The 22,177-nt window shown below is 69.8% G+C and carries 29 protein-coding genes; 12 read left to right on the forward strand and 17 right to left on the reverse strand.

Annotated elements, in window-relative coordinates; all coding sequences use genetic code 11:
* Positions 1-11 precede the first annotated feature (11 nt).
* Positions 12-1,226 (reverse strand): helix-turn-helix transcriptional regulator, encoded by a 1,215-nt coding sequence (locus OHN19_RS11940; protein ID WP_330264186.1) that lies wholly within the window; start codon positions 1,224-1,226, stop codon positions 12-14.
* A 251-nt stretch (positions 1,227-1,477) separates the two neighbouring features.
* Positions 1,478-1,849 (reverse strand): winged helix-turn-helix domain-containing protein, encoded by a 372-nt coding sequence (locus OHN19_RS11945; RefSeq protein WP_062043675.1) that lies wholly within the window; start codon positions 1,847-1,849, stop codon positions 1,478-1,480.
* A gap of 150 nt (positions 1,850-1,999) precedes the next feature.
* On the opposite strand from OHN19_RS11945, the gene OHN19_RS11950 reads away from it, so the two are divergent.
* From OHN19_RS11950 to OHN19_RS12000, 11 genes are all read left to right on the forward strand, one after another.
* Positions 2,000-2,353, forward strand: a complete 354-nt coding sequence (locus OHN19_RS11950; RefSeq protein WP_330264187.1) for a hypothetical protein — start codon at positions 2,000-2,002, stop codon at positions 2,351-2,353.
* A gap of 2 nt (positions 2,354-2,355) precedes the next feature.
* The gene (locus OHN19_RS11955) at positions 2,356-3,711 is read left to right on the forward strand and encodes an FtsK/SpoIIIE domain-containing protein (protein ID WP_330264188.1); all 1,356 of its coding nucleotides are present in this window, start codon (positions 2,356-2,358) and stop codon (positions 3,709-3,711) included.
* A gap of 82 nt (positions 3,712-3,793) precedes the next feature.
* Positions 3,794-3,997, forward strand: coding sequence for a hypothetical protein (locus OHN19_RS11960; protein ID WP_330264189.1), 204 nt, complete (start codon positions 3,794-3,796; stop codon positions 3,995-3,997).
* Entirely contained in the window at positions 3,997-4,683 is a 687-nt protein-coding gene (locus OHN19_RS11965) for a DUF2637 domain-containing protein (protein ID WP_330264190.1), read from the forward strand. The genes OHN19_RS11960 and OHN19_RS11965 overlap by 1 nt, the downstream gene beginning before the upstream one ends.
* Before the next feature lie 20 nt (positions 4,684-4,703).
* Positions 4,704-4,895, forward strand: coding sequence for a mobile element transfer protein (locus tag OHN19_RS11970; RefSeq protein WP_190172747.1), 192 nt, complete (start codon positions 4,704-4,706; stop codon positions 4,893-4,895).
* Positions 4,896-4,908: 13 nt separating this feature from the next.
* Positions 4,909-5,064, forward strand: coding sequence for a hypothetical protein (locus OHN19_RS11975; protein WP_106409895.1), 156 nt, complete (start codon positions 4,909-4,911; stop codon positions 5,062-5,064).
* Between the two features lie 12 nt (positions 5,065-5,076).
* The gene (locus OHN19_RS11980) at positions 5,077-5,397 is read left to right on the forward strand and encodes a SpdD-like protein (RefSeq protein WP_330264191.1); all 321 of its coding nucleotides are present in this window, start codon (positions 5,077-5,079) and stop codon (positions 5,395-5,397) included.
* Between the two features lie 89 nt (positions 5,398-5,486).
* Complete coding sequence (locus OHN19_RS11985) at positions 5,487-5,678, forward strand: hypothetical protein (protein WP_330264192.1); 192 nt, start codon at positions 5,487-5,489, stop codon at positions 5,676-5,678.
* Positions 5,671-7,047 (forward strand): replication initiator protein RepSA, encoded by a 1,377-nt coding sequence (gene repSA, locus OHN19_RS11990; RefSeq protein ID WP_330264193.1) that lies wholly within the window; start codon positions 5,671-5,673, stop codon positions 7,045-7,047. The genes OHN19_RS11985 and repSA overlap by 8 nt, the downstream gene beginning before the upstream one ends.
* 1 nt (position 7,048) lies before the next feature.
* Positions 7,049-7,246, forward strand: a complete 198-nt coding sequence (locus tag OHN19_RS11995) for a helix-turn-helix domain-containing protein (RefSeq protein ID WP_330264194.1) — start codon at positions 7,049-7,051, stop codon at positions 7,244-7,246.
* The gene (locus OHN19_RS12000; protein WP_330264195.1) at positions 7,246-8,481 is read left to right on the forward strand and encodes a site-specific integrase; all 1,236 of its coding nucleotides are present in this window, start codon (positions 7,246-7,248) and stop codon (positions 8,479-8,481) included. The genes OHN19_RS11995 and OHN19_RS12000 overlap by 1 nt, the downstream gene beginning before the upstream one ends.
* Positions 8,482-8,627: 146 nt before the next feature.
* Here the strand turns inward: OHN19_RS12000 and OHN19_RS12005 are convergent, their stop codons facing one another.
* From OHN19_RS12005 to rpsB, 8 genes are all read right to left on the reverse strand, one after another.
* Entirely contained in the window at positions 8,628-8,891 is a 264-nt protein-coding gene (locus OHN19_RS12005; protein ID WP_330264196.1) for a hypothetical protein, read from the reverse strand.
* On the reverse strand, positions 8,888-10,024 hold the full coding sequence (locus OHN19_RS12010) for a WXG100 family type VII secretion target (RefSeq protein ID WP_330264197.1): 1,137 nt from the start codon (positions 10,022-10,024) through the stop codon (positions 8,888-8,890). The genes OHN19_RS12005 and OHN19_RS12010 overlap by 4 nt, the downstream gene beginning before the upstream one ends.
* Entirely contained in the window at positions 10,021-10,350 is a 330-nt protein-coding gene (locus OHN19_RS12015) for a type VII secretion target (protein WP_330264198.1), read from the reverse strand. The genes OHN19_RS12010 and OHN19_RS12015 overlap by 4 nt, the downstream gene beginning before the upstream one ends.
* Positions 10,351-10,563: 213 nt before the next feature.
* Complete coding sequence (locus tag OHN19_RS12020) at positions 10,564-11,751, reverse strand: phosphatidate cytidylyltransferase (protein WP_330264199.1); 1,188 nt, start codon at positions 11,749-11,751, stop codon at positions 10,564-10,566.
* Positions 11,751-12,308 carry a ribosome recycling factor gene (gene frr / locus OHN19_RS12025; protein ID WP_059198018.1) on the reverse strand — a complete coding sequence of 186 codons (558 nt, stop codon included), beginning with the start codon at positions 12,306-12,308 and terminating at the stop codon, positions 11,751-11,753. Before frr ends, OHN19_RS12020 begins: the two co-directional genes overlap by 1 nt.
* A gap of 147 nt (positions 12,309-12,455) precedes the next feature.
* A complete protein-coding gene (gene pyrH, locus OHN19_RS12030; RefSeq protein ID WP_020138770.1) occupies positions 12,456-13,214 on the reverse strand; it encodes a UMP kinase in 759 nt (252 codons plus the stop codon).
* Positions 13,215-13,403: 189 nt separating this feature from the next.
* On the reverse strand, positions 13,404-14,240 hold the full coding sequence (tsf, locus tag OHN19_RS12035; RefSeq protein WP_123763351.1) for a translation elongation factor Ts: 837 nt from the start codon (positions 14,238-14,240) through the stop codon (positions 13,404-13,406).
* A gap of 158 nt (positions 14,241-14,398) precedes the next feature.
* Positions 14,399-15,304, reverse strand: a complete 906-nt coding sequence (gene rpsB / locus OHN19_RS12040) for a 30S ribosomal protein S2 (RefSeq protein WP_330264200.1) — start codon at positions 15,302-15,304, stop codon at positions 14,399-14,401.
* A 272-nt stretch (positions 15,305-15,576) separates the two neighbouring features.
* Between rpsB and OHN19_RS12045 the strand changes: the two genes are divergently transcribed.
* A complete protein-coding gene (locus OHN19_RS12045) occupies positions 15,577-16,152 on the forward strand; it encodes a M23 family metallopeptidase (protein WP_330264201.1) in 576 nt (191 codons plus the stop codon).
* Positions 16,153-16,249: 97 nt separating this feature from the next.
* On the opposite strand, the gene OHN19_RS12050 is transcribed toward OHN19_RS12045, so the two are convergent.
* The 7 genes from OHN19_RS12050 to OHN19_RS12080 all read right to left on the reverse strand — a co-directional run bounded on the left by OHN19_RS12050 (position 16,250) and on the right by OHN19_RS12080 (position 22,135).
* Positions 16,250-16,807 carry a helix-turn-helix domain-containing protein gene (locus tag OHN19_RS12050; protein WP_330269588.1) on the reverse strand — a complete coding sequence of 186 codons (558 nt, stop codon included), beginning with the start codon at positions 16,805-16,807 and terminating at the stop codon, positions 16,250-16,252.
* Between the two features lie 105 nt (positions 16,808-16,912).
* The gene (whiG, locus tag OHN19_RS12055; protein WP_330264202.1) at positions 16,913-17,755 is read right to left on the reverse strand and encodes an RNA polymerase sigma factor WhiG; all 843 of its coding nucleotides are present in this window, start codon (positions 17,753-17,755) and stop codon (positions 16,913-16,915) included.
* 243 nt (positions 17,756-17,998) lie between these two features.
* On the reverse strand, positions 17,999-19,144 hold the full coding sequence (gene dprA / locus OHN19_RS12060) for a DNA-processing protein DprA (RefSeq protein ID WP_330264203.1): 1,146 nt from the start codon (positions 19,142-19,144) through the stop codon (positions 17,999-18,001).
* Positions 19,141-20,751: a YifB family Mg chelatase-like AAA ATPase gene (locus OHN19_RS12065; RefSeq protein WP_330264204.1), complete on the reverse strand. Its 1,611-nt coding sequence runs from the start codon at positions 20,749-20,751 to the stop codon at positions 19,141-19,143. Before OHN19_RS12065 ends, dprA begins: the two co-directional genes overlap by 4 nt.
* A 1-nt stretch (position 20,752) precedes the next feature.
* Positions 20,753-21,115: a YraN family protein gene (locus OHN19_RS12070; RefSeq protein ID WP_330264205.1), complete on the reverse strand. Its 363-nt coding sequence runs from the start codon at positions 21,113-21,115 to the stop codon at positions 20,753-20,755.
* A 121-nt stretch (positions 21,116-21,236) separates the two neighbouring features.
* Positions 21,237-21,545: a DUF2469 domain-containing protein gene (locus OHN19_RS12075; protein WP_003965949.1), complete on the reverse strand. Its 309-nt coding sequence runs from the start codon at positions 21,543-21,545 to the stop codon at positions 21,237-21,239.
* A 56-nt stretch (positions 21,546-21,601) separates the two neighbouring features.
* Positions 21,602-22,135 (reverse strand): NUDIX hydrolase, encoded by a 534-nt coding sequence (locus OHN19_RS12080; protein ID WP_330269589.1) that lies wholly within the window; start codon positions 22,133-22,135, stop codon positions 21,602-21,604.
* Positions 22,136-22,177: the final 42 nt, after the last annotated feature.

Below are 22,177 nucleotides of genomic sequence, written 5' to 3' on the forward strand. Positions count from 1 at the left end.
AGCGTACCCACCTAGACCACATGCAGCCGATCGGCGAGATCCGCCATCGTCCGGCTCGGTCGGCCGCGCTGGTTGCGCACCCATGTGAGTACGAGTTCGCGGGCCAGGTAGTGGCTCCGCAGCTGCTCCGGCGCCCACGACTCGGCTTCAAGGATCATCGCCAGGGCGTCGTCGACACGGTTGTGGGCGCTGAGCGCACGGGCTACCTCGATGTTGTGCCGCGTCCTGCGCTCCGTCGGGAGGTTGCTGGTGTCGATACGCGGCCCGAGGTCCGCGGCTACCTGCATGTCGCCCAGCTCGCCCGCCGTTGCCACGCGGTGGATGTCGACGTTGGTCGGGCCGAATGCGGTCCACATGTGGTTCGCGTCCTGCCCGAGTTGGCACGCTGCCTGGTCGGCCTCGGCGAGGAACTCGCGCACGGTCGAGCGCTCCTCCGCCCTGGCGGCCGCCATGGATCCGGTGAGGAAGAGCGTCCCGTAGATCGACAGGAACTCCGGGCTGGCCCCGGAAAGGCCGGGCCGAAGGTAGTCGGACGCATCGCCGATGAGCTGTACGGCGGCGTCGAAGCGACCTGTCGACAAGAGGCAGTGACCCACGGACCGGAAGAGCGATCCGATGACCGCCGAGTTGCCGGACTGCTGCGCCGCGCCCAATCCCCGATCGGCAGCGATCCAAGCGAGGTCAACCTCGCCCACCTTCCCGAGGACCATGGCGGCGCTCTGATACGTCAGTGCCAACAGCTCGTTGGCCTGCTCGCGTTCCCGGCCGTGGTAGGACTGCGCCGCGATGAGGGCGTCCGCCAGCACCAGGGGCAGGCGACGAGTGGCGAAACCGTAGCGGGAAGCCTGGTAGGCATCCATGATCTCTACGACGCTGGTCCGAAGCTCGTCCAGAGGCGTGGGATCGCCCTCGGTCGGCACCCCCAACAACGGCGTCAGTTGGCGGTAGTTCATCAGCGCCGACCGAAGCGCCGGCACCGTGCGGTTACCGCTGTCGGCAGTCCACTCCATGAGGGTCGGCTCTGCGAGCAGGTCACCGAGGGATACGTCCAGGGCATCGGCCAGGGTCTTGATGACCGACAGCCGGTCAAGCTCCATCCGGTTGTTCTCGGCCTTGCTCAGCCAGTCGACCGTTCGGCCGACGAGTCCGGCCAACACCTCTTGGGACATGCCTCGCCTACGGCGGTACCAAGCGACTCGCTCACCGATCGTCAGGTTCGTCGTCATTCCTCGCATGGGAAGAGCGTCCACCCGCCTGTCTCTGCGGACCCGGAAAAATTTTCTGGGGGGAAAGTTCTTCCGGGTCGGTGAGTTCGGTCGGCCTTAGCGTTGCTCACAGGCCGAGGGGCTGTCAGATCGGAAGGGCAACGAGGGGGCTGTGACCGTGCTGAGCCCGGGAGAGAAGCGAGAACTGATCAACCAGGTAAGGGGACTTGGTGAAGAGCTGGCCGAGGTAGCGCGTCGGGCCGACGCCTTGGTCATCGCCCTTGAGCCTGCTGCCGAACCAGGTCCTCCAGCTGGTCCATCCGCTCCGCAAGGCGGCGGACATCCCGACGGACCTCGGACAGGTACTCCGTGATCTGCTCAAACTCGGGGCTGCGTTTGGCGGAACCGCCTTCGCCAGGCAACGCGGCAAAGCTGCCTTTGCCCTGGTGGGAGATGGCGTAGCCGTCCTCGCGGAGTCGCGAGATCGCCTGCCGGGCGACCGTGCGAGACACGGAGTGCTGCGCCATCAGGTCCGACTCTGAGGGGAGCTTGTCCCCCGGTGTGAGCTCTCCGTCTCGGATCCGGCGCTTGAAGTCGTCCGCGATCTGCAAGTACGCGGCACGTCCGGCGGTGAAGTCGGCCATAGCCCCTCTCAGTGGTTGTCGTACCTAGTGCAGCACATCGCGCTGACAGGCGTCGAGACAACCACTTGACACACCAAGTAGTACAGGTCCATCCTCTACACCAAGATGACGTACTAAGTACGTCAAGTTCAGCGATCCAAGGAGCGCGCCATGCGTCAGATTCCCGTCGACACCTCCAACGCGACCGTGATGGTCGCCAAGGCCCCGCAGCCGAAGGTCAAGGACCGTCGCACCGGTGAGATCGCCGTCGACAAAGACGGCGTCACGCTGATGACCGTGGAGGTCATGTTCTCCACGCCGGAGGAGGTGGAGATCCTCAAGCTCACCGTCCCCCAGCCCGGCGTCTCCGAGGACCTGGCCATGGGTACCCCGGTCGCGCTGACCGGCCTGGTCGCCTCGGCGTGGGAGAACGAGTTCAACGGGCAGAAGCGGCACGGCATCGCCTTCCGTGCGGTCGCCGTGACCTCACTCGCCGCCGCTGCCTCGAAGCCCAAGGCGGCCTGACCATGACCTGGTTCACGGTCGCGCTGGTGCTGGTCGTCGCCGCTGCGGGTCTCCTGCGGTGGCGGCGCCCCGCCTGGTACTGGATGACCTTCGGGGTCACCTTCGCCGCCCTGCGAATCCTGGTCCGCTACGCCTCCGTCATGGACGCCTGCGGGCTGACCGTCCCGCCCTCGCGCTGGCGCCTCGCTCTCGCCCGGATGACGAATCGTCCCGCACCCGAGTCCCGCGCCCCGCGCATCCTGCGACTGCGGCCGACCCGGACCGGCCTGGTGCTCCGGCTCAAGCTCCGCCCCGGCCAGGACGCCTTCGACGTCTCCGCCGCAACAGACCGGCTGCGCCACTCCTTCGGCCTGTACGGCGTCACATCCCGCGAACTTCGCTCTGGAGTAGTCGAGTTGAGGATGACCGGCTATGACGTCCTCAAGCGGGTGCAGATGCCTGCCAAGACTGACCGAGCGTCCATGCGTGTTCCCGTGGCCCTGCGCGAAGACGGCTCGGTCCACTACCGCGACTACCGCACCGTCCCGCACGGCCTCACGCTCGGCGCCACGGAATCCGGGAAGTCCGTCTATCAGCGCAACCTGGTTGCCGGGCTGGCCCCGCTGGATGTCGCCCTGGTTGGTATCGACTGCAAGCAGGGCGTCGAACTCTTCCCGCTGGCCCGCCGCTTCTCCGCTCTCGCGGACAACCCTGACACCGCCCTCGACCTCCTCGAAGCGCTGGTCGCCCACATGGGAGGCGTCTATCAGCTGATCCGGGCCAACCAGCGGATCACAGTGGACGTTCCGGATGCGGAGATCGCCGCCGACATCTGGGATCTGCCCGCCGACATACGCCCCGTCCCCGTCGTGGTCCTGGTCGACGAGGTCGCCGAACTCGCCCTGTTCGCCACCAAGGACGACGAGAAGCGCCGCGACCGCATCATCACCGCCCTGGTCCGCCTCGCCCAGCTCGGCCGCGCCGCCGGCATCTACCTCGAAATCTGCGGACAGCGCTTCGGCTCCGAACTCGGCAAGGGCATCACCATGCTCCGCGCCCAGCTCACCGGCCGCACCGCCCACCGCGTCAACGACGAGTCCTCCGCCAACATGGCCTTCGGCGACATCTCCCCGGACGCCGTCCTCGCCGCCATCCAGATCCCCACCGAAGCCCCCGGCATCGCCGTCACCGGCGACGCATCCGGCGGCTGGGCCCGTATCCGCGCCCCGCACACCTCGCTGCGCGAAGCCGTGAACATCTGCAACAAGCACGCCGAGCGCACCCCGGACCTTCCCGCCCTGGCGGCCTTCCGCCCCGCGGTCGTCCCGCTGCCCTCGGCCCGCGTACCGCTGTCCAAGACAGCCCCCGCCACCGCCTGACCCTCCCCGCTCGACCAGTCGGCGTGACCGCCCTCGCGCCGGGTCCCTACCCGCCCCATGCCTGCTGAAGGGAGAGCACGTCATGTGCCCCGACTGCGAAGACTTCGCCCGCACCGTGCTCCTGCTGGGCCAACTCGCCCTCTACGCCGACGTATCCGGCGCTGACCACTGCTTCATCGAGGCGGTGGGCCCGTCCCTGGCGGCGTCGCTGCCTGAGCCGCCGCCCGGTACGTTCCCGCCCGGCTACGACCCCACCGACGGCCCCGACTACCCCGGCGGCTCGTGATGGCCCGCCCCGCATTCCGCGTGGACGCCGTCCTCGTCCAGGCCGTCATCGCCGGAGCGCTGTCCTTCGCCCACCTTCACGATCTCGCCGCCGCTGCCGGGCAGGACGGCTGGAAGGCCTGGGCCTACCCGATCTCGGTGGACCTGCTCCTGGTCGCCTCTTGGCGGCGGCTGCGCAGTGAGGGCCCGTCCCGGCTGGCCTGGTGCTGGTTCCTGATCGCCCTGGTGGCCTCACTCGGCGCCAACGTCGCGACTGCCGGGCTCCTCGACCTCCAACAGGTCCCGGCCTGGCTGCGCATCCTCGTCGCCGCCTGGCCCGCCCTGGCCTTCATGGGCGGCACCCTCCTCGCACACTCCGCCACCGACCACCCGGCACCCGAAGTGCCGACCACCACGACCGACCCCGAGCCGGTCCCCTCGCACGAGCCGGAAACCCTCCCTGCCGCAGTCACCGAGGCCGAGGAAACCCCCGCACTCCCGGCCGCCGAACCCCTCCCGGCTCCCGAGCCCACCGCGTCCACTGCCCCGGCTACACCCAATGTCCCGGCCGCTCTGATCGACCACGCCCGCAAGGTCGCCGCCGACTACCGGACCCGCACCGGCGACCCGATCGACACCGACACCCTGCGCGCCCGCCTCGGCGTCCCGCCCCAGCTCGCCTACGCCATCGCCGCCCAACTCACCTGAGCCGAAAGGACACGACCTCGATGCCTGCCCGCGACCACTTCCACTCCGTCATGCGGATCGGCCCCGTTCAGATCGGCACCCACCGCGACCGCCACGGCCGCACCAAGCACGCCGCCGTGTGCACCAACGACCGGTGCGGCTGGTCCTCCGACTACTCCAGCCAGAGCGCCGCCCAGCTCGCCGCCCGCACCCACCGCTGCACCGTCCGCTAGGAGGCCACCGCCCATGGACGTCCCCCTCTGGTTCGCCCTCGCCGTCGTCGGCTACCTCGGCTGCAAGCTCATCCGCCCGCCGCTCTGGCTGGTCCTGGTGCTCCTCCTCGGCGGCTACCTCATCGCCGACAGCCTCCTGGCCCCGGTCATCGACACCGCCATCAAGTAGGGAGATCCGCTGATGTTCCACCCGAAGATCCCGACCATGCCCCAGCCGACCGGCCTGATCACTCCGCCCGCCGTCGTCGAGCCGACCGCCGTCATCCAGCAGCCGACCAGCACCCCTGTCCCGGTCGCCCCCGCCCCGGCGTCTCCCCGACCCACCGTCCAGCTCACCCCTGGCGCCGTCGTCGCCCTCATCGGTGGTGGGACGGCCGTGGTCCTGGTCGTCGGCGCGGTCCTGGTCTCGATGCTCCTCGCGGTCGCCGTCACCGGCGCCGCGGTCGCCATCTGCGCCCTGGTCATCCGCTCGCTCATCAACACCGAGGCCAAGCGACGCTGACCGGCCCCCGGGCGGCCTCAACCGCCAAGTCTCCGCCGCCCGGGAGCCCTGCCCCTACCGAACCCGAAGATCCGGAAGGAACCCCCAGCATGACGCACCGCACCACACCGCCGCCCCGCATCTGCCCCAACTGTGACGGCTTCGCCTCCGTCGCCATCACCCTCGGCGGCCGCGACCCGCACGGTCGCCTGCGCACCATTACTGCGCACTGCCCGGCCTGCCAGGGCACCGGCACCGCTCACCGCCGCACCCACCGCACGCGGGAGGGCGCCCGTGCCTGACCTGCTCCTCGACCCGGCCACCCTCGGCGACCTGCTGAGGGTGGCCTCGGCCGATGACTACGACCGCTGGAACGAGCAGATCCGCCGCACCGGCGGCTGCGCCGACCCGATCCACCTGACCGGCTGGACGATCGCCAAGGACAAGACGACCGGGGAGATCCTGCACCACTACTCCACCGAGAACGAGCCCGGCGGACGTCTCCGCGTCGCGTGCGGCAACCGCCGTGCCTCCCGCTGCCCTTCCTGCGCCTGGACGTACGCGGGCGACACCTACCACCTCATCCGCGCGGGCCTGGCCGGCGACGACCGCCGTGACATCCCGTCCACCGTCCGCGACCACCCCCGCGTCTTCGCCACCCTCACCGCCCCGTCTTTCGGCCCGGTCCACAACCGGCCCGACCACGGGGCCTGCCGCTGCGGCACCCGCCACCCGTCCGACGACCGCATCCTCGGCACGGCCCTCGACCCGGCAACGTACGACTACGCGGGCGCCGTCCTCTTCAACAACCACGCAGGCAACCTGTGGCAGCGCTTCACGACTCGACTGCGCCGCGAGATCGCCGCCCGTGCCGGAATCACACGTCGCGAGCTTCCCGACCATGCGCGCGTCTCGTACGGCAAGGTTGCCGAGTTCCAGAAGCGCGGTGCCCTCCACTTCCACGCCGTGATCCGTATCGACGGCCCCGAGGGACCTGACACCCCTCCCCCGGCCTGGGCCACGGTGCAGCTGCTCGACGACGCGATACGCGCCGCCGCCGCGCACTCCTACACCTCGGTCTCGGTCCCGGCCTCCGACGACCAGCCCGCCCGCACCTTCCGCTGGGGCACTCAACTCGACGTTCGCCCCATCAAGGCCTTCGGCGACGGCTCCGACATCACCGAACAGGCCGTCGCCTCCTACGTCGCCAAGTACGCCACCAAGGCCGCCGAGAACACCGGCACCCTCGACCGCCGCATCGGCGAACTCTCCGAACTCGACCGCCACCAGGTCCCCAACCACACCCGCCGCCTGATCGAAGCCTGCAAGCAGCTCGACCCCCTGTACCCCGACCGCCGTATCTGGGCCTGGGCACACATGCTCGGCTTCCGGGGCCACTTCAGCTCGAAGTCCCGCCGTTACTCGACCACCCTCGGCGAACTCCGCCAGACCCGTGCCGACTTCCGTGCCGCCCAGGAACGCGAAGCTCTCGGCCTGGACGACCGCGAGCCGGACACCGTCCTCGTCCTCGCCGACTGGCAGTACGCCGGACACGGCCACACCCCCGGCGAATCCGCCCTCGCCGCGACCATCGCACGCGACCTCCAACACAACCGCGAAACAGCCCGCGAAGCCCTACGCGACCAGTCAGCCGACGAAAGGGAGTGGTGACATGTCCTCCGAGCTGCCGAGCCGCTTCCTGACCCCCGACGACCTGGTCAACATGTTCGAGCTGCCCAGCGTCGAAACGGTCTACCAGTGGCGCCGCAAGCGCACCGGCCCTCGCGGCTTCCGCGTCGGCCGGCACCTGCGCTTCGACCCGAACGACGTACGGGCCTGGGTCGACTCCCAGATCGGGGAGGCCGCCTGATGGCCGGGCACATCCAAGACCGCTGGTACAAGACCGAACCGGGTCCGGACGGCAAGCCCATGAGGGTCAAGACCGAGCGCTACGGCAACGGTCTCCGCTACCGGGCGCGGTATGTCGGACCGGACGGCACGGAGAAGAGCAAGTCCTTCCCCGACCGTCAGAAGCGCCGGGCGGAAGAGTGGTTGTCCGAGACGGCTGCCGACATGTCCCGTGGTCAGTACGTCGATCACAGGGCTGCCCGGACGACCTTCCAGCAGTACGCGGAACGCTGGATCGCCGGGCAGACGACCGATCTGAACACACGCATCGGAGCGGAAACCCGGCTTCGGCTGCACGCGTTCCCACGGATCGGGGCGCGTCCGCTCGGGTCCTTCCGGCCGGTGCACATCCGTGAGTTCGTTCGCGACCTGGAGAACGACGCGATAGGCGGCACGTACGCCCGCAACATCTACGCGAACGTCCGCGCGGTGCTGTCGGCTGCCGTGGATGACGGCCACCTCGCCCGAAATCCGTGCTCGGCGGCGTCGGTCCGCCCGCCCGCCGCCTCCACCGCCCGGGTCGTGCCCTGGCTCCCGTCCCAGGTGCGTGCGGTCCGCAACGCGCTGCCCGAGCGTTACCAAGCCATGGTCGACGTAGGTAGCGGCTGCGGCCTCCGACAGGGCGAGATCATCGGCCTGGCCGAAGACACCTTGCAACTCGGCGGCGACACCCTGCGGGTCACCACTCAGGTCAAGCTGATCCGGGGCACTGCCGTCTTCGCTCCCCCGAAGGGCAACAAGGAGCGGGACGTACCGCTGCCGTCCTCGGTTGCCTCGGCCCTGCGGTGGCACATGAAGAGTCACCCGCCCGTGGCAATCAAGCTGCCCTGGATGAGGCCGGGCGGCCCGCTCACTGAACGGCGCCTGATCTTCACCAACACGGCCGACGGAATCGTCTGGCGGAGCAACTTCAACATCCAGGAGTGGAAGCCCGCCCTCGCGGCGGCCGGCCTCATCCCCACTCCGGAACCCGGCAAGCCGTACGCCTCCGCCCGGCAACACGGGATGCATGCCCTTCGCCACTTCTACGCCTCGGTCCTCCTGGACGCGGGCGAGAGCATCAAGGCCGTGAGCGAGTACCTCGGCCACGCCGATCCGGCGATGACGCTGCGGGTGTACGCCCACCTGATGCCGAGCAGCAGCGAGCGGGCCCGCCGGGCACTGGACGACGTCTTCGGCGCGGCCCAGGAGCCCTGACGGCCCAGGGACGGCCCACCGGGCATAAGACGGCCCCCTACTGGCGACAACATCGCTGGTAGGGGGCTTCTTCGTGCCCGGAGGACATCAGTTCTCCGGGCTTAGGCATGGCTGTACCAGTGTCGCAGATCATTCCGGGACCGCGGTCAGAAGATCCACGCGCCGAGGGCGGCGACCGCCAGGCCGATGACCACGAAGAAGCCGCCGGTGAGGGTGACGGGGAGGATCTGGCCGCGACGGCGGGTGGGGTCGAGGCCGCGGTAGGTGCTGATCGCCGCGTAGAGGCCGATGAGGGCGATGGCGCAGCCGATGCCGACGGCGAGGAACTCGAAGAAGCCCGACACGGTGAGGGGGTGCTTCGGGTTGGGGGTGAACACGGCCGCGAGGGCCACTTCGCCTAGGGGGCTCACTGGTCGTTCTCGTCCTTCGTCAGGGCCTGGATGTCGGACTCGATACCGGACGCGGCGGCGTAGACGCCGGTGTTGAGGGTGGTGCCCACGGTGTTCCTGAAGGCTCCGTCCGCCAGCTTCCCCTGGTCACTGAGGTGTTCCCCGCCGAGGCTGCCGTGCTGTTCCAGGGCATGGTTGACGCCGTGGTTCTGGGCGTTTCCGACCGCACCGGCGGCGGCGTTGGCCAGCGCGTCCTGCCCCATGGTCGAGGCGTCCTGGCCGTTCCTGTAGTCGGCTGTCAGACCACCCGCGACGTTGCCGAGCGCGCCGTTCACCGAGGTGCCGAGCAGGCCCTCCCCGCGCAGGAGGTCCCCGGCCACCCCTGTGAACCGGGCCCCGATCACGCCGGCTCCGGCGGTGAACCCGGCTGTTCCTCCCGCGAGCCACGCACCGTTCGTGAGGTCGGCCCCCACGGTCACCGGCTGTCCGTTGACGGCCTGGGTCACCATCAGGCTTCCCGAGTCCGCCACGAAGTTCGTCGCGAAGCTCTCCAGGCCCGTCTTGGCGAAGCTCGCGCTGACCCGTGCGACAGCGGTGAGCATCTTCTCCAGGGTCGCGACCGTCTCCGCGCTCAGCCCCGAGAACCGTTCCAGGAGGCCCGCCACCCGCTCCGCCGCCGACGTGAACAACTTCACCAGGTCCACGACCTTGGCCACCCGCTCCGCCACCGCCGTGTTGGCGACCAGGTCGGAGATGAAGCCGGTGAAGAACGACAGCGCGACCCCGGCGATCTCCATCTCGGCGATCTCGACGCAGATGTCGATGATCTCCTTGTTGATCCCGTCGATCTCGTCCGCGTAGGACCGCAGGCCGTCGGCGACCTGGTGGAAGTCGGCCGCGACGTCCTGGACGACCTTCTTCTGCTCGGCCCAGTGCTTCTCGAAGGCGTCCCGGGCGGCTCCGTGCCACCCCTGCCGGTCGACCCCGGCGATCGCCGCGTCGACGGCCCGTACGACGTCCGTCAGCTCCGTGCCCATGGCGTCCCAGGCGCGGGCGATGGTCCGGAGGGCGTCGCCGTCGCCGCCGGGGAGCTCCACACCGGCCGCTTGGAGGATCTCCAGGACCTTGCCGTCGATCCAGCTGTTGATGCTCACGGCCGGCCGCCCCGGGCCGCGGTGTGCAGATAGCCGAGGGCCGTCCGGTCCGAGTCCGTGTAATGGGTGGCGTTCAGGCGCAGCCGGTCACCGTCGCTCCTGAGCACGTCCGGAAGGTGTCCGAGCGCCTTGACGGTGTTCTCCAGCAGCTGCCGGTACTTCTCCGACGCCCCGTCGCAGATCCCCAGCAGCCCGAACGCCTGCCCGATCTCCGCCGCGCTCCCCGAGAACGTCCCGATCGGCCCGGCAAGCCCCGTCGCCTCCCGGTCGAACCTGCCCGCCAGCTCCGTCAACGTCTCGGGGTCCACCCCGAACTGCCCGCTCATCCCGCTCCCCCGTTCGAAACCCGACGCGACGGTCAGCATCCCGGACGAGGACCGGCGGAAACGGTCCCTTTTACGTGTGCGAAGCAAGGCCTGACGCACAATTTGCGCCTGCCTGGCCTGGGCCATACCCGCCTGGGCGATATGCAGGGGAACGGCACGGCCCCCGCCCTGAGAACAGAGCGGGGGCCGAGAAGCCGTACGAGAAGAAGCCGGTCAGGCCGAGCCCACGAACAGCACCATCAGCAGCCACACCACCGGCGCCGTCGGCAGCAACGAGTCCAGGCGGTCCATGATGCCGCCGTGGCCCGGCAGCAGCGTGCCCATGTCCTTGATGCCGAGGTCCCGCTTGATCATCGACTCGCCGAGGTCACCCAGCGTCGCGCTGGCCGCGACCGCGAGGCCGAGGAGCAGGCCCTGCCACCAGCGGCCGTCGTCGATCAGGAACTGCATGCACAGCGCGCCCGCCACCATCGCGAACGCCACCGCTCCGACCAGTCCCTCCCGCGTCTTGCCGGGGCTGATGCGCGGCGCCAGCTTGTGCGTGCCGAAGCGCCAGCCGACCGCGTACGCGCCGGTGTCGCTGACGACGGTCAGCAGCAGGAAGGTCAGGACCCGCACCGCCCCGTCGTCCGCCGTCAGCATCATGGCGACGAACGTGGCCAGGAACGGGACGTAGAAGGCCGCGAAGACACCCGCCGTGACGTCCTTGAGGTAGCCCTCCGGCGGTTCCGTCATCCGCCAGACCAGGACCGCGAGGGCGGTGAGCGCCATGGCGACCCAGGCCCCCTCGGCGCCCCGGACGTACCCGGCGACGACCATCGCGGCCCCGCCGAGCGCCAGCGGCACCAGCGGCGCCTTGATGCCCTTGCGCTCCTGGAGCCTGCTGGTCAGCTCCCACAGACCCACGACGACCGCGACCACGATCACGCCGACGAACACGGCCTTGACGAAGAACAGCGACGCGATGATCACCGCACCGAGCCCGACCCCGACCCCTATGGCCGCGCCCAGATCCCGGCCCGCACTCTTCTTCTGCGGCGCGGGCGCCGGCTGCGAGGCGTCGGGCATGGGCTCCGGATCCTGCTTCTGCGGCGCCGCGTAGGGCTGCGCCGGCGTGGTCTCGTCGCGGACGGTCGCGTTCCGGTACGTCTCGTCCCGGAACGCGTCGTCCCGGTACGTCTCGTCCCGGAACAAGGGACCGCCCATCCGAGCGGCCCCCCTGTCGTCATCCTGGTCTCCGCCGTACGCGGGTCCGTCGGGCACGATGGGCATGGGGCGAGTGTGCTGCGCGTCATGCGCATCGTACGCGGGACCCGCCGGGGCAGCCCCCTGGACAGGCCCCTGGTCGGACGGCCCCCAGTACCCGGCGTGGGGCGGAGTCGCCCAGGAAGAGTCGTTCATCAGACCTCGAGCAGCTCCGCTTCCTTGTGCTTCAGGAGCTCGTCCACCTGGGCGACGTACTTGTGCGTCGCGTCGTCGAGCTCCTTCTCCGCACGGCGGCCCTCGTCCTCGCCGATCTCGCCGTCCTTGACGAGCTTGTCGATCGCGTCCTTGGCCTTGCGGCGGACCGAGCGGATCGACACGCGCGAGTCCTCGGCCTTGCCCTTGGCGACCTTGATGTAGTCGCGGCGGCGCTCCTCGGTGAGCTCGGGGAACACCACTCGGATGATGTTGCCGTCGTTGCTCGGGTTGACGCCCAGGTCGGAGTCGCGGATCGCCTGCTCGATGTTGCGCAGCGCGGTCTTGTCGAACGGGGTCACGACTGCCATGCGCGGCTCCGGCACGGAGAACGAAGCCAGCTGGTTGATCGGCGTCGGCGCGCCGTAGTAGTCGGCCACGATCTTGTTGAACATCGCCGGGTGCGCACGACCGGTGCGGATCGCGGCGAAGTCCTCCTTGGCGACCACGACGGCCTTCTCCATCTTCTCCTCGGCCTCGAGGAGGGTCTCTTCGATCACCACTTGCTCCTGCGTGTCTTGAGTAGGCCCGGCTGCTGTTCCGTATGCGTGGGGGCGGCGGCCGGCTGCGTCGCGTCTTCTTCCTGCACGGTTCCCGACCGGCAGGACATTGTCCATCCCCCGGTCAGGGACCGGGTGTTTCCCGGGTCAGTCCCGGCTGTCCTGGTCGCCCACCAGCGTGCCGATCTTCTCACCCTTGACGGCGCGGGCGATATTGCCCTCCGCCAGGAGCTCGAACACCAGGATCGGGAGCTTGTTGTCGCGGCACAGCGTGACGGCGGTGGCGTCGGCGACCTTGAGGTCGCGGGTGATGACCTCGCCGTAGCCGAGGGCGTCGAACTTGACCGCGTCGGGGTTGGTCTTGGGGTCGGAGTCGTAGACCCCGTCCACGCCGTTCTTCCCCATGAGCAGCGCCTCGGCGTCGATCTCCAGGGCGCGCTGGGCGGCGGTGGTGTCGGTGGAGAAGTACGGCATGCCCATACCGGCGCCGAAGATGACCACACGGCCCTTCTCCAGGTGGCGCACGGCCCGCAGCGGGATGTACGGCTCGGCGACCTGGCCCATGGTGATGGCGGTCTGCACCCGGCTGTCGATGCCCTCCTTCTCCAGGAAGTCCTGGAGGGCGAGGCAGTTCATCACGGTGCCGAGCATGCCCATGTAGTCGGAGCGGGCCCGGTCCATGCCGCGCTGCTGGAGTTCGGCACCGCGGAAGAAGTTGCCGCCGCCGATGACGACGGCGATCTCGGCGCCGTCCCGGACGACGGCGGCGATCTCACGGGCGATCTTGTGCACCACGTCGGGGTCCACGCCCAGGCCCCCGCCACCGGCGAACGCCTCTCCGGACAGCTTCAGCAGAAACCGGCCGCGTACTTTGCCGTCGTCGCTCTTCTGGGCCTTGGTGGTCATGGAGATCCCGCCTCTTTCACGTGGTGCACATACGAAGAAGGCCACTGCCGGTTGGGAACTGGTTCGCATCCCATGCGCGGCAATGGCCTCCTCGTCAGATCTGCTGTCGTCCGCCACGCGCGTGCGTGGCGGCGTACCGGACGACTGCTGACGACCCTATCGGGCCCGCGCGTCGCTCGCGGTACGGACTCAGATGCCGACCTTGATGCGCGTGAAGCGCTTCAGGGTGACACCGGCCTCGTCCAGGACCTTCTGGACCGACTTCTTGGGGTCGAGCGCGTACGGCTGGCCGAGCAGCGTGGCGTCCTTGAAGAAGCCGTTGACACGACCCTCGACGATCTTGGCGATCGCGGCCTCGGGCTTGCCCTCGGCGCGGGTGGTCTCCTCGGCGATACGACGCTCCGACTCGACGACCTCGGCCGGCACGTCCTCCTTGGAGAGGTACTTCGGCGCGAAGGCGGCGATGTGCTGGGCGACACCGCGAGCGGTCTCCGCGTCGGGCTTGTCCAGCTCGACGAGGACACCGATCTGCGGGGGCAGGTCGGGCATCGTGCGGTGCATGTACGCGGTCACGTAACCGTCGGCGAACTGCGCGAAGCGGTCCAGGACGATCTTCTCGCCGAGGTTGGCGTTGGCCTCGTCCACGAACGCCTGGACGGTCTTGCCGGCCTCGATCTCGGAGGCGAGCAGGGCCTCCAGGTCGGCCGGGGAGGTCGCGGCGACGTGCTCGGCGATCTGGTTGGCGACGGCCTGGAACTTCTCGCCCTTGGCGACGAAGTCCGTCTCGCACTTCAGCTCGACGAGGACCCCGGAGGAGTTGTCGTCGGCGATGATGGAGACCACGGCGCCGTTCTCGGCGGAGCGGCCCTCACGCTTGGCGACGCCCTTCTGGCCCTTGATCCGGAGCGCCTCGACAGCCTTCTCGACGTCGCCCTCGGCCTCGTCCAGCGCCTTCTTGCAGTCCATCATGCCGGCGCCGGTGAGCTCACGGAGCTTCTTGACGTCGGCGGCGGTGTAGTTCGCCATGAGTCTGTGAATCTTTCTCGAAGTCTGGAAGATCGAAGATCTACGGGGTCCACGGCCCCCATGTAGCCGGGGGCCGCCGACTCTCCGCTGACCTACGGGTGAACGGCGGGAGCGGAGTCGATGCCCCCGCTCCCGCCGTCACCGCTGACGCTGACGGGTCAGGCCTGCTCGGCGTCCGCGGCCGGAGCGGCCTCGGCGGCGGGGGCCTCGGTGGCCTCGGCAGCCGGGGCCTCGGTGGCGGGAGCCTCGGCGGCCGGAGCAGCCTCGGCGGGGGCCTCCTCGGCCTTCTTCTCGCCACCCTCGAGCAGGTCGCGCTCCCACTCGGCGAGGGGCTCGCCGGCGGCCTTCTCACCCTTGTCACCGGTGGCGACGCGCGAGCGGCTGATGAGGCCCTCGGCGACGGCGTCGGCGATCACGCGGGTGAGCAGGGTGACGGAGCGGATCGCGTCGTCGTTGCCCGGGATCTTGTAGTCGACCTCGTCGGGGTCGCAGTTGGTGTCGAGGATCGCGACGACCGGGATGTTGAGCTTCCGGGCCTCGCCGACCGCGATGTGCTCCTTCTTGGTGTCCACGATCCAGACGGCGCTGGGCACCTTCTGCATCTCGCGGATACCACCGAGGGTCTTCTCGAGCTTGGCCTTCTCACGCGAGAGGACCAGGAGCTCCTTCTTGGTCAGACCCGAGGCGGCGACGTCCTCGAAGTCGATCTGCTCGAGCTCCTTGAGGCGCTGCAGACGCTTGTAGACGGTCGAGAAGTTGGTGAGCATGCCGCCCAGCCAGCGCTGGTTGACGTAGGGCATGCCGACGCGGGTGGCCTGCTCGGCGATGGCCTCCTGCGCCTGCTTCTTCGTGCCGACGAACATGACCGTGCCGCCGTGGGCGACGGTCTCCTTGACGAACTCGTAGGCGCGGTCGATGTACGACAGCGACTGGAGCAGGTCGATGATGTAGATGCCGTTGCGCTCGGTGAAGATGAAGCGCTTCATCTTCGGGTTCCAGCGACGGGTCTGGTGACCGAAGTGGACGCCGCTCTCCAGCAGCTCCCGCATCGTGACGACGGCCATGGCCGTTCTCCTTGGTGTTCTCGGTTGTACCGCGGGTACCGGAGGGCACCCGCGCCTGACGCCCGCGACGCGCCGTGCCGCAAAGGACCGAGAGGCGCTGACACCGACCGCTTGACGGCCTGGTGTCGGGGCGTGCGAAGTCGACCCGGTGACCCGGATCGCCAGAAGAAGTGTACGGGACCCGCGGGGTACCGGGTGACGCCGCTGTCCCCAACCGGGGAGTAGTCCACAGGTCCCGGCCATGATCGGTCCGGGTACGGGACGGTTTCCGCATGCGAGCGAAGCGATGCGGACGATGCGTCGGGTGGCTGGTGCTGGGCTTTCTGCTGTTCCTGACGGCACCGGCCCCCGCACCTGGGCCACCCCTTCTCACTCCGACGGCCACGGACACCTCGGTACCGGCGATCGGCCGCACCTGGCCGGTGGGCACCCGCCCAGTGGTCCTGCGCGGCTGGGAACCACCGGCGACGGTGTACGGCCGCGGCCACCGGGGCGTGGACCTGTCGGCGCCTCCCGGCTCCCCGGTACGGGCGGTCGCGGCGGGCCGGGTGTCCTTCGCGGGCAAGGTGGCGGGCAAGGGTGTGGTCTCGGTGGCCCTGACGGGAACGGATCTGCGCACGACCTACGAGCCGGTGACCGCGTCGGTCGAGAAGGGCGACGAGGTGGAGGCCGGCGAGGTGGTCGGCACGGTGGCCCCGACGGGCTCCCACTGTCCGACCGCCTGCGTGCACTGGGGACTGCTGCGAGGCGAGACCTACCTGGACCCGCTGTCCCTGCTCCCGCCGTGGCTCCTGCACAGGGGCCCGTCAAGACTGCTGCCGGTCCTGGGAGTGCCCTTGCCTGCGTAAGCACCGGGCGCTGGTCGAGAAGACTCAGCGGCAGACACCCCAGGGGCGCGGGGAACTGCGCGACCAGCCACGACGGACGCGCACCCGGCAGCCTTCCTCAGCCCCGCACTCCCCGCAGCGCCATGGACACCGCGGCCTCGGTGATCACACCGGGCTCCTCCGCCGCCCCCAGCTCGATCCTCCGCACGGCCGCGTCCACAACCCCCTGCACCAGCATCGCCGCGAGCCGAGGCTGCGCATGCCCCATCTCCCCGAGCGCCGAGACGATCAGCGCCACCAGGCCCCCGTGTGCCGCCCGGATCTTCTCCCGCGCGCCCGCGTCCAGCTCACTCGCGGAGATGGCGACGACGGCCCGGTGCCGCCGGTCCCCCACCAGCGCCAGCTGCTGCCGCACGTACGCCTCGACCTTGCCCTCGGGCGAGGTCTCCCGCTCCATCGCCGCCGCGACCTCCGCGGCCCACACGGGAAAGTCGACCTCGCACAACTCCTCGACCACGGCGGCCCGCGACCGGAAGTACTCGTACACCGACGACCGCGCGAGTCCGGTCCGTTCGGCGAGGGCCGGGAAGGTCAGCGCTTCCGTCCCGCCCTCGGACAGCAGAGAACGAGCCGCGTCCAGCAGGGCGGCTCGCTGCATCGACCGGTGCTCGGCCACGGAGGCCGCTCGAATCCTTGGCACGTCAACCACTGTACGGACGCGCCACCGCCGACGGGAGTCACTCCACCCGACCGGCTGCCACCGGGAGGCCGTCCGCCCCGGTCAGCGGCCGAAACCGGCCAGCTTCGCCCGCAGCTGGAGCACGGACTTGGTGTGGATCTGACTGACCCTGCTCTCGGTCACGCCCAGCACGTTGCCGATCTCCGCGAGCGTGAGGCCCTCGTAGTAGTACAGGGTCACCACGGTCTTCTCCCGCTCGGGCAGGGTGTTGATGGCCCGGGCGAGGAACCGCCTGAGCTCGCGGTCCTCGGCGACCTCCACGGGGTTGTCCGCGGCGGTGTCCTCCAGGGTGTCCATGAGGCTCAGCCGGTCACCGCCCTCGCCCCCGACGTGCAGCAGCTCCTCCAGCGCCACCACGTTGGCCAGCGACAACTGGCTGAAGACCGCGTGCAGATCGTCCACCGCGATGCCCAGCTCGCCGGCGACCTCGCCCTCCGTCGGCGTCCGCCGCAGCCGCGCCTCCAGCGTGGCGTAGGCCCGTTCGACGTTGCGCGCCTTCTGCCGCACGGACCGCGGGATCCAGTCCAGCGCCCGCAGCTCGTCGATCATGGCGCCCCGGATCCGGGTGATCGCGTAGGTCTCGAACTTGATCTCGCGGTCGATGTCGAACTTCTCGATCGCGTCGATGAGCCCGAAGACCCCCGAGGAGACGAAGTCGGCCTGCTCGACGTTGGGCGGCAGACCGACGCTCACCCGCCCGGCGACGTACTTCACGAGCGGTGAGTAGTGCAGGATCAGCTGCTCGCGCAGCCGCTCGTCTCCCGACGCCTTGTACGACCGCCACAGCTCGTCGAGTGTCGAGGGAGCGGGCGGCCGCACGCTGCCACCGTCACGGGCGGCTGGGGGGATCGCCGCCCGGTCGGATCCGGAAGTGTGCTGGGGCATTCGTCGCCTTGTGCCGTTCTGCCGTGAAGTACGCGATGTACGTGAAGTGCGTCGGAATCCCCGTGAGCGTAGCGTGACTGAAGTGTCGCAGTGCGCAAACAGCGTGGCGGAGTACGCCTGCGAATGCGTTCCGCAGCCCCCTCCCCAGAGGCACGATCGTCGCCCTGTGTGATCACCGGAACACCCCAACTGCGGTAATTACCAAGGATGTCGGGGTTCCCTCGGACGGCCGAACACGCTCGGTCAGCACGGGCCGCGGCCACCCCGGACCGAGATCATCGCCTGGCGTGTCAACTTCCAGCCGTCGCCGTGTCGTTCGACGTAACCAAGTGAACGGAGTTCGTACAGTCTCGCGACCGCGTCGTCCCTGGTGGTCTGCGCACCCCGGGCGATCTCGTCCACGCCGGCCTCCCGGTGCCCGGGCAGCGCCGACAGCACTCTCCGCGCCGCCGGGGCCAGGAGGTCCCGCGGCAGCACGGGCCCGCGCCGGTCCGGGGCGAGCTCCCCCATGTCGCCGACGAGCTCCACGACTTCCTCGGCGTCCGTGACCAGCGTGGCCTCCCCGCGCAGCAGCTCGTGCACACCGGCGGACAGGCTGCTGGTGGCGGGCCCGGGCACCCCCATCGTGTGACGGCCGAGCCGCTGTGCCGCCCGCGCTGTGACCAGGGAACCGCTGCGGTGGGCGGCCTCGACGACCACGGTGCCGCGGGTGAGGGCGGCGATCACCCGGTTCCGCAGCACGAATCTGCTGGGCGTCGGATGCTCGCCGGGCGGCAACTCCCCGACGACCAGGCCCTGTTCCGCGATCCTGGTGATCAACTGGGTGTGTCCGCGCGGGTAGGGCCGGTCGACCCCGCAGGCCAGGACGGCGACGGTGGCTCCGCCCGCGCCGAGGGCACCGCGGTGGACGGCGCCGTCCACTCCGTAGGCGCCGCCGGACACGACGACCCAGCCGCGCTCGGCGAGCCCGGTGCCGAGGGTGGCGGCCATGTGGGCCCCGTACTCGGTACAGGCCCGGGCCCCGACGACGGCGACCGATCTCAGCGCCCACATCCGCAGACTGGGCCGCCCCCGCACCCACAGCCCGATGGGACGCGCGTCCCCGAGATCGTCCAGCTGGCCGGGCCACTCGGCGTCGCCGGGAACGACGAACCGGGCACCGGCCTCGTACGCCAGCCCGAGATCCCGCTCCGCGTCGGCGACCCGGGCCCGGCCCAGCAGCCCGCCCCACCGCTTCTCACTCACCCCGGGCAAGGCCTCCCCACCACCCCGCAACCGCGAGGCCACCTCACGCACCCCCCACTCCCGAACCCACCGCCCCGCGACCTCGTCCCCCGGCTCGATGACCCGACCAAGAAACACCCGATCGACCAGCTCACCGTCGTTCACCTGGCGATCCCCTCCAGAACGGCACCGCGTCGGACGCCGGTGCGCAGTTCCAGGGCCCAGTTCAGGTCGTTGGCGGAGGGCCGGTCACGGCCTGCCAGGTCCGCCACGGTCCAGGCCACACGAAGCACTCTGTCAAGGCCGCGAGCCGTCAGGAGACCTCGGTCCAGGTCCTCTTCGGCCTTGCGCAAGGCACCGGACTGCACATGCCAGCGGGTGCGCAGCTCATGGCCCGGCACCTCGCTGTTGGTCCGCCAGGGCGTCCCCTCGTAGCGTCGGGCCGCCCGTTCCCTCGCCAACTTGACGCGCTCTGCGACCGTGGCCGTCGTCTCGGCACCGTTGTGGAACTGGAGCAGCTCGGCCCTGGCCACCGGTTCGACGGTCACACGCAGATCGACTCGGTCCATCAGAGGTCCGGACAGACGAGCCCGGTACCGCTTGATCGAGGAAGGCCTGCACTCACAGACGTCGTCGCCCCTTCCGTGCCGCCCGCAGGGACACGGATTGGCCGCCAGGACCATCAGGAACTTCGCCGGCATCCGCAGCATCCCCGCGGCCCTCGCGACCACCACATGTCCGGACTCCAGAGGCTGGCGCAGGGCATCCAGAACACTGCTGTGAAACTCCGCGGCTTCGTCGAGGAAGAGCACACCGTGATGCGACAGGGACACCGCCCCGGGCCGGGGCAGGCCGTTGCCTCCGCCAACGAGCGAGGCCATCGTCGCCGAGTGGTGCGGGGCACAGTACGGAGCCCTGTCCACGAGAGGATGGCCTGGCGGCAGCACCCCGGCCACCGAGTGCACTGCGGTGACCTCCAGTGACTCCTGCCTGCTCAGCTCAGGCAGCAGACCCGACAGCCGTTCGGCCAGCATGGTCTTGCCGGCACCCGGAGGCCCCTTGAAGAAGACGTGGTGCCGTCCCGCCGCGGCCACTTCCAGGGCCGACCTGGCCATGTGCTGTCCTGCCACATCGGCAAGATCGGGCGCGTGTTCACCGGAGACGGCCCCTGTCCCCAGCCCGGTACCCGGAAGCGCCAGACCGGCAAGGAAGGGATCGGGCCGGATCTCGCCCGGGACCGGTTCCTCGTCGGGCACCGGCTCGTCGGTGAGCACCGCGATCAGCTGACGAAGACTGCGCACGCCCAGCACCGAGACCCCCGGCACCAGTGATGCCTCGGGCACTGCGCACTCCGGTACGACCACCTGTTCGTACCCCGCGTCCGCCGCGGCCAGTACCGCGGGCAGGATCCCCCTGACCGGCCGGACCCGCCCGTCCAGCCCCAACTCCCCGATCATCACGATGTCGGCGAGAACTCGTGGGTCGATCCGCTCGGCCGCCCCGAGGACGGCTGCCGCGACGGCCAGGTCGAAGCCGCTTCCGCTCTTCGGTACGGACGCCGGGCTCAACCCCACGGTCAGCTTCTTCTGCGGCCATGGCGCCCCGGAGTTCACCATCGCCGCCCGCACCCGGTCCCGGCTCTCCGTCAAGCTCTTGTCCGGCAGGCCCACCAACGTGAACGCCGCCACCCCCGGCTCCAGATCCGCCTGGACCTCGACCACGACCCCCTCGACGCCCACCAGCGCCACCGAGCACGTACGAGCGAACCCCATCTCAGGCCACCCCCCGCGCGTGCTCGACCACGGGCGCGCCGCGCCGCGGCAGGACCACGCCCACCAGGTCGATCCGGACGCCTCCTGGCGGTGCGCCTCCGTGGGCGTGGATCCAGCACGCCGCGAGCCCCCGCAGCCGCTCCGCCTTCTCGGGAGTCACCGCGGCCATCGGGTGCTCGAAGGCCCCGGCCCGCCGTGTCTTGACCTCGCAGACGACCAGGACCTCCCCGTCCCGCGCCACGATGTCGATCTCACCGGTCCTGCCACAGCGCCAGTTGCGCTCCAGGACCGTCATCCCGGCCTCGGTCAGCCGCCTCGCGGCCAGACTCTCGCCGTACTTGCCGAGTGCACTGCGTGCGTTCATGTCGGCACCACCTCCGGCACCGACGATCACGCAGTTCCGCCCACCGAGTTGATCTTGGTGGACTACTCAGCGGTTGTGGAAAACCCCGTCACTCACACGGGCGAACACCATCCAGCCAGGGTCACCCGCCCGGCAGCTCCAAGTCGCTCTTGTTCAGCTCCTCGATGTTCACGTCCTTGAACGTCAACACCCGGACCTGCTTCACGAAGCGAGCCGGCCGATACATGTCCCACACCCACGCATCGGCCATGGACACCTCGAAGAACACCTCACCCTGGACCGAGTGCACCTGCATCTCGTAGTCGTTGGTCAGGTAGAAGCGCCGCTCGGTCTCGATCACGTATTTGAACAGACCGACGACATCGCGGTACTCCCGGTAGAGCTTCAGCTCCATCTCGGTCTCGTACTTCTCGAGGTCCTCGGCGCTCATGGCATGTTCCCCTTCAGCCGTGCGATCCCACCATTGTGCGCCAGTCCCGTCAGCCCCTAGACGATTTCGGTGTCGAGGGTCACGGGCCCGGCCGGGGGACCTTCGTCGAGCAGCCTGCGCAGCAGCTCGGCGAGTCTGGTCGGATACACCGTCTCATGTGCCCGGGTCAGTTCCTGACACGTCCACCAGCGCGCTCCGGCGACACTGCGCCGCTCCAGCTCGGTGAGGCCTCTCGCCTCCGTGGCCGTCTGCGTCGTACGGGCCAGGTAGTACCACTCGTCCTGGTCCCACCGGCGGCCCGCGAACGGGAAGGAGCATGTCCGCCGCCAGAGCACCGGCCCGAGCTCCACCTCGGTGATGCCGGTCTCCTCGGCGAGTTCCCTCAGCGCGGCCTCTTCACGGGTCTCGTCGCCCTCCAGTCCGCCGCCGGGCGTGAACCACCAGTCGTCGGCCGGATCGTCCGGTTCATGTCCGTGCAGCAGCAGGATGCGGTCCTCGGGATCGAGCAACACCACCCGCGCCACCTTGCGCAGCCCGCCCTCGTGCGCAGCCTCGGCCCCACCCGGAGATCCGGCCGAGGCCCCACCCAGGGATCCAGCCGAGGCTCCAACCGAGGACCCGCCCGGTGTTCC

Origin of the sequence: Streptomyces griseorubiginosus, assembly GCF_036345115.1 — a bacterium.
Lineage (GTDB): Bacteria > Actinomycetota > Actinomycetes > Streptomycetales > Streptomycetaceae > Streptomyces > Streptomyces griseorubiginosus_C.

Coding starts and splice junctions, on each gene's coding strand:
- OHN19_RS11940 (WP_330264186.1), bottom strand. CDS start 1,226: ATGACGACGAACCTGACGATCGGTGAGCGAGTCGCTTGGTACCGCCGT.
- OHN19_RS11945 (WP_062043675.1), bottom strand. CDS start 1,849: ATGGCCGACTTCACCGCCGGACGTGCCGCGTACTTGCAGATCGCGGAC.
- OHN19_RS11950 (WP_330264187.1), top strand. CDS start 2,000: ATGCGTCAGATTCCCGTCGACACCTCCAACGCGACCGTGATGGTCGCC.
- OHN19_RS11955 (WP_330264188.1), top strand. CDS start 2,356: ATGACCTGGTTCACGGTCGCGCTGGTGCTGGTCGTCGCCGCTGCGGGT.
- OHN19_RS11960 (WP_330264189.1), top strand. CDS start 3,794: ATGTGCCCCGACTGCGAAGACTTCGCCCGCACCGTGCTCCTGCTGGGC.
- OHN19_RS11965 (WP_330264190.1), top strand. CDS start 3,997: ATGGCCCGCCCCGCATTCCGCGTGGACGCCGTCCTCGTCCAGGCCGTC.
- OHN19_RS11970 (WP_190172747.1), top strand. CDS start 4,704: ATGCCTGCCCGCGACCACTTCCACTCCGTCATGCGGATCGGCCCCGTT.
- OHN19_RS11975 (WP_106409895.1), top strand. CDS start 4,909: ATGGACGTCCCCCTCTGGTTCGCCCTCGCCGTCGTCGGCTACCTCGGC.
- OHN19_RS11980 (WP_330264191.1), top strand. CDS start 5,077: ATGTTCCACCCGAAGATCCCGACCATGCCCCAGCCGACCGGCCTGATC.
- OHN19_RS11985 (WP_330264192.1), top strand. CDS start 5,487: ATGACGCACCGCACCACACCGCCGCCCCGCATCTGCCCCAACTGTGAC.
- OHN19_RS11995 (WP_330264194.1), top strand. CDS start 7,049: ATGTCCTCCGAGCTGCCGAGCCGCTTCCTGACCCCCGACGACCTGGTC.
- OHN19_RS12000 (WP_330264195.1), top strand. CDS start 7,246: ATGGCCGGGCACATCCAAGACCGCTGGTACAAGACCGAACCGGGTCCG.
- OHN19_RS12015 (WP_330264198.1), bottom strand. CDS start 10,350: ATGAGCGGGCAGTTCGGGGTGGACCCCGAGACGTTGACGGAGCTGGCG.
- OHN19_RS12020 (WP_330264199.1), bottom strand. CDS start 11,751: ATGAACGACTCTTCCTGGGCGACTCCGCCCCACGCCGGGTACTGGGGG.
- pyrH (WP_020138770.1), bottom strand. CDS start 13,214: ATGACCACCAAGGCCCAGAAGAGCGACGACGGCAAAGTACGCGGCCGG.
- tsf (WP_123763351.1), bottom strand. CDS start 14,240: ATGGCGAACTACACCGCCGCCGACGTCAAGAAGCTCCGTGAGCTCACC.
- rpsB (WP_330264200.1), bottom strand. CDS start 15,304: ATGGCCGTCGTCACGATGCGGGAGCTGCTGGAGAGCGGCGTCCACTTC.
- OHN19_RS12045 (WP_330264201.1), top strand. CDS start 15,577: ATGCGAGCGAAGCGATGCGGACGATGCGTCGGGTGGCTGGTGCTGGGC.
- whiG (WP_330264202.1), bottom strand. CDS start 17,755: ATGCCCCAGCACACTTCCGGATCCGACCGGGCGGCGATCCCCCCAGCC.
- OHN19_RS12065 (WP_330264204.1), bottom strand. CDS start 20,751: ATGGGGTTCGCTCGTACGTGCTCGGTGGCGCTGGTGGGCGTCGAGGGG.
- OHN19_RS12070 (WP_330264205.1), bottom strand. CDS start 21,115: ATGAACGCACGCAGTGCACTCGGCAAGTACGGCGAGAGTCTGGCCGCG.
- OHN19_RS12075 (WP_003965949.1), bottom strand. CDS start 21,545: ATGAGCGCCGAGGACCTCGAGAAGTACGAGACCGAGATGGAGCTGAAG.